The 3,360-nt window shown below is 35.3% G+C and carries 3 protein-coding genes and 1 pseudogene; all 4 read right to left on the bottom strand.

Features of this window, described 5'->3' with window-relative positions:
• The coding region (locus CW745_RS16540; protein WP_101109790.1) for a haloacid dehalogenase type II at window positions 1–688 on the bottom strand (688 nt) is incomplete at its 3' end.
• Between the two features lie 53 nt (window positions 689–741).
• The gene (locus CW745_RS16535; RefSeq protein ID WP_099192030.1) at window positions 742–1,344 is read right to left on the bottom strand and encodes a TetR/AcrR family transcriptional regulator; all 603 of its coding nucleotides are present in this window, start codon (window positions 1,342–1,344) and stop codon (window positions 742–744) included.
• Between the two features lie 81 nt (window positions 1,345–1,425).
• On the bottom strand, window positions 1,426–2,583 hold the full coding sequence (locus CW745_RS16530) for an MBL fold metallo-hydrolase (RefSeq protein WP_202973227.1): 1,158 nt from the start codon (window positions 2,581–2,583) through the stop codon (window positions 1,426–1,428).
• Window positions 2,584–2,906: 323 nt separating this feature from the next.
• Window positions 2,907–3,360 (bottom strand): annotated as a pseudogene (locus tag CW745_RS16525) (arsenic resistance protein); the annotation flags it as partial.

Genomic DNA, 3,360 nt, shown 5'->3' with positions numbered 1-3,360 from the left:
TACTAATAAATGCTCCTCTCCAGCCAGCCCATAATGCTCCAGAAATATCCCAGCCATGGGCAGCTACCAATAAACACTCTTCTGGTTTGATGTTCATTTTTCTGGCCGCCCAATTATACGCATCAACATGTGGTTTAAACTTGCCCATATCCTCAATGCTTAAACGTAGATCAAAATACTTGGTGAGTCCTGCATTTTTAAATTGTGTTTCAACTCCTTTATTGGATGAGTTTGTGAATGAAACTAAAGTATAGCCGGCATCTTTTAAGCGCTGCAATGAGGAAGCAACTTCAGGGTGTGCAGGTAGCGAACGGATAGGATCAACAATTGATTTTTTTGCTTCTTCATGACTAAGTTTAATACCATTGTTGGCAGCAACCATTTGTAAAGCAGCGGCGCCAATAATGGCAAAATCACTGTATTGATTGGCAACCGTGGAAACCAAAGAGTACTGCAACATGCTTGTAAACCATAGCGGTAGCAGGTCGTTTCTGCCGTTAAGGGCTTTGGCTACGCTATCTTTCATTGCGGTTAAATCCAACAAGGTTTCATTGACATCAAAAAAAAGAACTTTGGGTCTATCGGTCTTTGGTTCTTTTTTATTAGCAAAGTTTATGGCAGGTATTGTTGCACCTGCTACTCCTAAAATGGTTGATTTCTTAATAAAGTCTCTTCTGTTGTTTTTCATGATATATGTATTTATAAAAACATTCTATGTGGTATGTTTTTGGGTAAAAAAAATTATTGCTTTATTTGATTTAGGTACATAGATAGCCCATTTATATATTCGTTGATTACTTCATCATCATCATAAAGTTTTCGAATTCCACGTATACCTTCAAAGGCGCTGATTAAATAAATAGCGGCCGCAGCACTTGAAATATTCTTTTTGAAGGTATTTTCAGACTTTCCTCTATCAATTAATTCTACGAGTGCCCTTTTCCATTCCTCTATAATATTTTTTAGTGCTTTTTGATATACATTTTCATAATCCCCAATTTCATTGATGAGATTATTTGTGGGGCAACCGTGTTTCTTCTCATACATGGAGAAAGACTTAAGGCTGTTTAAAAAAGTATCTTCTAAAATAGCATATGCATTACCGTTTTGGTATAGAGGATATACCATTCTTTTTTGAACTCTACGCTGTAATTTTTGGGTAATTACTTCAATGCCTAATTCTTTTTTATTTGCATAATGGTGATAGAAGGCTCCTTTGGTCATCGTAGTTGCCTTCATTATTTTATCAATGCTTGTTGTTTTAAAACCTTCTTCGTAAAACAACTTAAAGGCTTCGTTAAGAATTAGTTGTTTGGAAAGTTCAGATTTTAATGCCTGTTTCATATCGTAAAGTTCGAATAAAAAATACGGTATAGAATGTTTTTTGAGCTGATTTAACTAATTGTTAACTGTAAATGCTGTTAATTATATAAAATGGGGGGTTGGGTGTTCGTCGTTTTTCCACCAATCTGTATAATTGTTTACGTTATCTTTTACTATAATTTCTTGTCCAATTTCCGGTGAAATTATATTTAGGTTCAATTCTTTTGCCTTAGCCTTCACTCGTACAATGGGATCTGTCCATTCATGTAAGGCCAATTTAAAACCGGCCCAGTGTATTGGCATTACATTTTTAGCTTTAATATCTACGCCTGCCATAGCTGTTTCTTCAGGCATCATATGTATATCTGACCATTTTTCATTGTACTGGCCGCACTCCATTAAAGCCAGATCAAACGGACCATATGTATCTCCAATTTCTTTAAAATGGCTTGCATACCCACTGTCACCACTAAAAAATATATTATCTGTTGTTGTGGTAATCACCCAAGAGCTCCATAATGTACTTTGACCGTTATTCATTTTTCTGCCAGAAAAATGCTGTGCCGGAGTACATACTAATCTTATATCGTCCAGTGCCGTTTCTTGCCACCAGTCCATTTCTGTAATTTTCTCTTTTGGTATGTTCCAAGCACTCAAATGAACACCAACCCCAAGTGGTGTATAGAAGTGTTTGGTTTTATCCTTGATCTTTAAAACCGATTCATAATCTAAATGATCATAATGATCATGCGAATATATTACGGCATCTATGACAGGCAGCTGATCAATTTCTATGGGGAATTCTTTATTGAAACGGCTGCTGCCCAATAGCGGGTGAGGTGCAGGTACTTTGCCGAACATTGGATCTATGAGGATATTTTTTCCATTTATCTGTAATAAAAAGGAAGAATGACCAAACCAGATCAGCCTGGTATCACCTTTGTAATTTGAAACATTTACCTTTTTTAGATGTTGTGGACTAATATCTTTTGTTGGTCTTCCATTAGGTACTTTTGTGGTAAAGAACGTGTATACCAGGCTTAAGGTTTCACTTAAACTCATTTCTTTTGGTACATCATTACTATTTCTGAATTTACCATCTTTATAGTTACTGGATAGTTGATAGGTTTTTTGTTGCTCTTTTGAAACATCTCCGCCAAAGCTTGGGTAATAATTGGTGAATAATAAATAGATCACCACTAAAACTCCTATAATAGATACTATTGCTATCATTATTTTTTTTAAAATTTTCTTGAACATTTACTATTATTTGATGCACTTGGTTTGTGTACCGCTTCGGTCAAGTAAAGCGTTTAAAAAGTGAATATACGTATTCGCACTTTGTGATTTAGTGATGCTTATTATTTTAAATATGACCTTCGCTTAATTTTGGGTTCAAAATTAAGCAGATACAATACCATATCCGTACACTATTTACCAATTATTGAACACATTTTCCCAATTAGTCCAAAAACGAGCATTGATTATAAAAAATTAGGGTCTAAGCTTAATGCTTAGACCCTAATTAACGGATTATGTATTCTATTTATTTATGCCACAGAATAGCATATTAACCCATAACTCTATACCGTTTGAGATGTAGTTTTTGAAAAGTATTTTTTCTTCAACCAAAAGGAAACCTTTACTAAAAAAATCAATGCAGGTACCTCAACCAAAGGACCAATAACTCCAGTAAATGCTTGACCGGAATTTAGACCGAATACGGCAATTGCAACAGAAATGGCCAATTCAAAATTGTTTCCGGCTGCCGTGAAGGCCACAGAGGCTGTTTTATCATATTCCGCTCCGGTTGCCTTGGTAAAAAAGAAACCTATGATAAACATTAATGTAAAATAGATCAGTAACGGTACTGCAATAATCAGCACATCCATTGGTATTTCTACAATCAGTTCCCCTTTTAAAGAGAACATGATAACAATGGTAAATAATAGCGCTATCAAAGTCATAGGTGATATGGCGGGAATAAATTTGGTGGTGTACCATTCTTCGCCTTTTAATTTCTCACACAACCACCAC

The sequence above is a fragment of the Psychromonas sp. psych-6C06 genome, assembly GCF_002835465.1.
GTDB lineage: Bacteria > Pseudomonadota > Gammaproteobacteria > Enterobacterales > Psychromonadaceae > Psychromonas.
The sequence above is the reverse complement of the archived record's forward strand: the minus strand, read 5'-3'. Positions and strand labels throughout refer to the sequence as shown.